General features: G+C 69.5%; 5 protein-coding genes. All 5 read left to right on the top strand.

The features are described 5' to 3' along the window. Nucleotides 1-210 precede the first annotated feature (210 nt). The 5 genes from ACIBA9_RS38050 to ACIBA9_RS38030 all read left to right on the top strand — a co-directional run bounded on the left by ACIBA9_RS38050 (nt 211) and on the right by ACIBA9_RS38030 (nt 5,715). Complete coding sequence (locus tag ACIBA9_RS38050; protein ID WP_399370350.1) at nt 211-867, top strand: hypothetical protein; 657 nt, start codon at nt 211-213, stop codon at nt 865-867. After that, a complete protein-coding gene (locus ACIBA9_RS38045) occupies nt 864-2,939 on the top strand; it encodes a hypothetical protein (RefSeq protein WP_399370348.1) in 2,076 nt (691 codons plus the stop codon). The genes ACIBA9_RS38050 and ACIBA9_RS38045 overlap by 4 nt, the downstream gene beginning before the upstream one ends. An 8-nt stretch (nt 2,940-2,947) precedes the next feature. Further along, nucleotides 2,948-3,367 carry a hypothetical protein gene (locus ACIBA9_RS38040; protein WP_399370346.1) on the top strand — a complete coding sequence of 140 codons (420 nt, stop codon included), beginning with the start codon at nt 2,948-2,950 and terminating at the stop codon, nt 3,365-3,367. Nucleotides 3,368-3,466: 99 nt separating this feature from the next. Next, nucleotides 3,467-4,663: a Mu transposase C-terminal domain-containing protein gene (locus tag ACIBA9_RS38035; protein WP_399370344.1), complete on the top strand. Its 1,197-nt coding sequence runs from the start codon at nt 3,467-3,469 to the stop codon at nt 4,661-4,663. 83 nt (nt 4,664-4,746) lie between these two features. Further along, entirely contained in the window at nt 4,747-5,715 is a 969-nt protein-coding gene (locus tag ACIBA9_RS38030; protein WP_399370351.1) for a TniB family NTP-binding protein, read from the top strand. The last annotated feature ends 122 nt before the right edge of the window (nt 5,716-5,837 follow it).

Raw genomic sequence — 5,837 nt, 5'->3', positions numbered from 1 at the left:
GAGACAGGACGCGGGATCTCTCCCGCATCCCGCCGGAACCATGCCTGACCAGCGAAAAGTCAACGATCACGTTCGGTTGAGATACGGCTTCTGAGGGGAACCCCGATCCTGCCCAGCGCGTGGGCGGCCAACCGGCTGCGGCCGTTGCTGGCCGATCCACAGCCCGGGAGTACCGGCCCACAGGGGTTGGGGGATGCCCTGCCGCTGCAGGTGAGCTTCAACCGGATCAAGACCAGTATGGAGGTGCGGCGCACGAAACGGATGGGCGGCCACCTGCCCTCGGCCGCCAAGTCCAACACCATGCCCGTGCTGTTCCGCCACTACCTCAGCGGCGATCCGGTCATCACCTCCTGGGCCGAGGAAGTCCTCGGCGAGGCGCTCGCCGGCGCCGAGCAGGCAGCCCTCCTGGCCCACGAGCGAGCCGTACGCACGGCCGGCGGCGGTCCCCGCGTCCTTACCGGACCGGCCGATGCCGCGGCACTGACAAAGGCCGGGCTCGCGCCGTCCGCGGCCCGGCAGGTGGCGGACGGCGCGTTGGACACGGGCTGGAGTGCCTGCGCTGACCACGACTGCCACCCGCTCACCCAGCAGCCGTGCCAGGTCTCCTTCCTCGACTGCTTCCACTGCGGGAACTGCCTGGTCACCCGTGACCACCTGCCCCGCTTGCTCGCCTTGCTCGACGCCCTGGCCCAGCGCCGCCGCGAACTGTCCGAGGAGCAGTGGTGGCAGCGCTACGGCCCGGCCTGGGTCGCCATCCGCCAGGACATCCTCACCCGCTTCACCCCGGCCGAACTCGAGCAGGCCCAGACCCGCAAGCCACACGACGCGCTGCTCGACCTCGCCGAGAACCCGTGGGAGGCACCATGACCACCGCCCCGCACAGCCTGCTCGCGGCCTTCCCACGGCCGCCCCTGGCACCGGAGAGCAACCCGTTCGTCCTCCACGGCTGTCCTCTGAAGCCCGGCAGCCGGCTACAGGAGACGTCCCGCTTCGCTGACGATGTGTGGAACCTGGGCCCGGCCATGGTCAAGAAACACGAACGCCGGTTCATCCTCGACTTCCGCCTGATCCCCGCCACCCACCGCCACGTGGGCAAAGAGCTCTGCTACGCCATGCTGTCCGGACCCGCGCCTCCAGGAGAGACGCAGCCCGCGGCCGCGACCGTCCGCACCGTCTTCACCGAACACGTCCGCTTCCTGCGCTGGGCAGCCGCCCGTAGTCCGCGACTGGAGACGCTCAGCGGCGCGGATCTGGAGGACTACCAGCGATTTTTGATCCAGTCACTCCCCCGCGCCGGTGCCCGCCAGAGCGCCCGGGCAGGCGCACGCAAGTTCTGGCTCTGGCGCAGCTGCTTGTCCTGCGACGCCCTCCGATTCGACCCCACCCACATCGACGGATGGGGCGAGAACGCCGCGCACCGACGGGAGAACGCCACCGCCCGCATCCCCGAGGAAGTCCTGGGACCGCTGTTCGTCTGGTCCATGCGGTTCATCGACGACTTTTCCGCCGACATCCTCGCCGCCGACCGCGCCTGGCACACCCCGCCTCCGACGCCCGCGGAGCCGCCCGCCTACGGCCAGGTATACAGGCTGCTGCGGGCATGGCTGGACGAACGCATCGCCTCCCGCCAGCCACTGCCCGGCTGGCGCGGTAAGCCCAGCTTGACTGCGATCGCTCACGCCGTCGGATGCAGCAGAATTTCTGTGACCCGTCACCGCCGCATGATCGACGAGGCCGCCGAGGTCACCGGCATCCGCCCTCAGCCGGTCAGCGGCCAGCCCATCCGCGGCCAGCTCGACGGCCAGCCCTGGATCGAGGCGGTCCTGGCCGACTACACCGAACCAGGCAGCCTCGCCAACCTCGCCCGCCTCCTCCAGGACGCCTGTTACATCGTCCTGGCCTTCCTCTCCGGCGCCCGTGACAGCGAGCTCAAACACCTCCAACACGGCTGCCTGACCACCGAACAGGACGCCGACGGCCGCCCCTACCGGTGGAGAATGCACAGCCTCGCCTTCAAAGGCGAAAGCGATCCGACCGGCACGCCCGCCACCTGGAGCATCGGCGAACCTGCCGCACGGGCCATCACCGTCCTGCAGCAGCTGCAGCCGCCCGACAGCGACTACCTCTTCGCTCCCCTGCCCCACACCCCCGGCGCCAGGCCGGACGCCGTCAACCAGGTCCTGAGCAGCGGTGCCACCAACGCCCGCCTGAACCGGTATGCCGCCTGGATCAACCACTACTGCCAACGCCACCAGCGCAGCGACTTCATTCGCGCCATCGACGGACAGCAATGGCACCTGACCAACAGGCAGTTCCGGCGCACCCTGGCCTGGTACATCGCCCGCCGTCCCGGCGGCGTCATCGCCGGAGCCCTCGCCTTCCGCCACCACTGCATCCAGGTCTTCGAGGGCTACGCCGGCACCAGCGACTCCGGCTTCCGCGCCGAAGTCGAAAGCGAACAAGCCCTCGCCCGCGGCGAACACCTCATGACCGCCATCGACACCCATGAACACACCACACTGACCGGCCCGGCCGCCGAAGAAGCCGCCCGCCGCCTGCAGGAATTCGGCACCCGCGCCCGCTTCGACGGCCAAATCGTCCTGGACGAAGCACGGCTGCGACGACTGATGGCCCGGCATGATCCAGCCGTCTATCCCGGCCAGTACGTCACTTGCGTCCATGACCACTCCAAAGCCCTCTGCGAGAAAGCCCGCAACCGGCGCAGTGAAGGCCTCCCCGACCACGGCGGCTGCAAGCCACTTGCCTGCCACAACGTCGCCCTCAGCCCCGAAAACACAGCCGCCTGGCAACACGAAATCGACCGCATCGACCAACGCCTCACCACCCGCCCGTCCCTGCCCCCGCTCCTGCAGCACCGGCTACAGGCCCGCCGCGACGAGATCACCGCATTCCTTAAACGGAACAACACCACCGCGTAGGAGAGCGCATGACCCGCCCCGCCGACATCCCCACCGAAACCCGCGCCCGCCAGATCACCAACCAGTACCTCAACGACTGCCACACCAACGGCAAACGCCCCAGCGTCCTCGCCCTCGCCACCAGACTCGGCCTGTCCAACACCACCTTCCGCCGACACTTCCCCCAGCTAGCCAAGGACATCTCAGCCCTTCGCAGCAGTCCGTCCACCTCGCCGACGGGCCACGATGCACGGCCGAGTCCCTACGACATCCTCATCGCCCGAAACACCAAACTCCGCCGCGCCAACCAGGCCCTGGCCGACAACCTCCACTACGCAGCAGCCCACATCCAACGCCTCGCCCTGGACAACGCCCGCCTCCGCCAAGCCCTGGAGACCAGCCACCACATCACCCGCATCGACAACCCCCAACGCGGCCGAGGCCACTGACCCTCCCCCACCAACCCGCCATGGCTCCAGCCTCGAAGCGGTCAACAGTCAGTCCACAACCACCACCACAACATCGCTGTCGACGTCGCCACCCGCGCCGTGCTCGCCGCCGTGCTGTGCCCGAACGCGACCAAGGCCGTCGACGCCGCCCTGCTGCTCGCGGAGATGGCCGTCCCCCACCCCGCCCGCCCCACCTGGCCGGACATCCTGCGCATGGACCACGCCCCCGCACTCCCCCACCAACGGCTGACCGCACTCGACGAGCGTCTGGCCGGGGCTGCCGCCCGGCCCGTCGCCCTGCCCGAGACGATCGTCGTCGACCGCGGCAAAGTCTTCGTCTCCGCCGCATTCACCGCCGCCTGCGAACACCTCGGCATCAGCGTCCAGCCCGCCCCGCCCCACGCCCCCACCGCCAAAGGCATCGTCGAGCGGACCTTCGGCACCATCAACCACCTGTTCTGCCAGCACCTGCCCGGCTACACCGGCTCCGACGTCACCCGCCGCGGCCCCGACACCGAGAAAGACGCCTGCTACAGCGTCCCCCAGCTCCAAGACCTGCTTGATGAGTGGCTGGTGCACTACCACCACCGGCCCCACGAAGGCCTGCGCCACCCGCTGATGCCCCGCAAAGCCCTCACGCCGGACCAGATGTGGGCCGCGCTCGTCGCCGTCGCCGGGTACGTACCCGTCCCGCTGACGGGCAGCGACTACCTCGAGCTGCTACCTGTGCGCTGGCAGGCCGTCACTCCCGCCGGCATCACCATCCACCACCGCACCTACGACCACGATCTCCTCGCCCCCTACCGCGGCCAGGCCTCCCCCGCCGCCGGCCGGGGCGGGAAATGGGAGATCCACTACAACCCCCACGACGTCCGCCAAATCTGGATCCGCCTGCCCGAAGGCGACCTCACCGAAATCCCCTGGATCCACCGCGACCACGTCCACCAGCCGTTCAACGACCGCACCTGGCAGCACATCCGCATCCACGCCCGGCACAGCAACCACGACGACAGCCAGCAGCACGAAGCACACCTCGCCGACGCCCTCGACCAGCTCATGCGCCGCGTCCACAGCGGCCACGCCACCACCACCGAACAAACTCTCCTCGCCCGCGCCACCACGCTGCCGGTCCCCGCCGCCCGGCCCTCCCACCACAGCACCGGCCCCCTAACCGACGAGCCGGCGGAGCACTACGAGGACGACAGCATCGACGACCTCCCCGACGACGGCACCCACCCCGCCGCGGCCACCGGATTCGGGCTCTACGACGCACACGAGGAAGCCGACAAGTGGTGAATCCCCGCCGCCCCGCAGCGCACCATCCAAGCAGCGCACCCGCCGACACGGGCAGCAACGCTACGGCCGAGCCGTCCTGGCCCCTGACCACCTGGCAGGGCTGGCAGCGCTTCGCCACCACCGACCCGCCCGCCCCGCCCCAGCCCGGCGACTCACCCCGCAGCACCGACGAACGCCTCGCCTACCACTCCGCGTTCGTCACCATCCGTACCCCCGCCATCAACCAGGTCACCACCCAGGTCCGCACCCTGATGATCCTCGGCCGCCACCAGCAGACCACCGCACGGCCCTCCCTGATCGTCACCGGACCCGCCGCAGCCGGAAAAACCACCGCCCTGCTCAACGTCGGCCGCACCTGCCACCTCGCCCACACCCGCAAAAACGCCGCACCGCCCGGATCAGCCCACGCCGCGGCCCCGGTCGCCTACGTCCTCGTCCCGCCCGGCGCCACCGCGAAAACCCTCGTCACCGAGTTCGCCCGCTACCTCGGCATCCCCGTAACCACCCGCATGACCCAGACCCAGATCACCGACGCCGTCTGCCACACCTACACCGCCGCGGGCGTCCAACTCGTCCTCATCGACGAAATCCACCGCCTCAACCCCCGCACCACCACCGGCGCCCAGACCGCCGATCTCTTGAAGGACCTCACCGAGCGCCTGCCCGCCACCTTCGTCTACGCCGGCATCAACGTCACCGACACCCCCCTGTTCACCGGCACCCGCGGCGCCCAACTCGCCGGACGCGCCACCCTCATCACCTGCGGCCCCCTCCCCGCCCAACACGGCACCCGCCACCCCTTCCGCGAGGTCATCACCGACATCGAAAACGCCCTCGACCTGAACCACCACACACCCGGCACCCTCCCCCGGCACGCCGCCTACCTCCACCAGCGCACCGCCGGCCGCATCGGATCCCTCACAAGGCTCATCCGCCAAGCCGCCATCACCGCCATCCACGACGGCACCGAACGCATCACCAAAACCGCCCTCGACGCGGTACAACTCGACCACCTCGCCGAAACCCACCACCGCCCCACACGACGGCGCTAACCCCACCCACCGAACAAGCAAAACAGCCTAGCGAGTAGCCAGGAGGGATCTCACCTCCCGGCTCTCTCAGAACCGTGCGTGAACCTCTCGATTCACACGGCTCCCATCATCCAGTCGTTCGA

Source organism: Streptomyces sp. NPDC051452 (genome assembly GCF_044454765.1).
Lineage (GTDB): Bacteria > Actinomycetota > Actinomycetes > Streptomycetales > Streptomycetaceae > Streptomyces.
This window is presented reverse-complemented; position numbering and strand designations above follow the sequence as displayed.

What these genes read in the sequence shown, in the direction of transcription:
- ACIBA9_RS38045 (WP_399370348.1), top strand. Translation starts at nt 864, where the DNA reads ATGACCACCGCCCCGCACAGCCTGCTCGCGGCCTTCCCACGGCCGCCC.
- ACIBA9_RS38040 (WP_399370346.1), top strand. Translation starts at nt 2,948, where the DNA reads ATGACCCGCCCCGCCGACATCCCCACCGAAACCCGCGCCCGCCAGATC.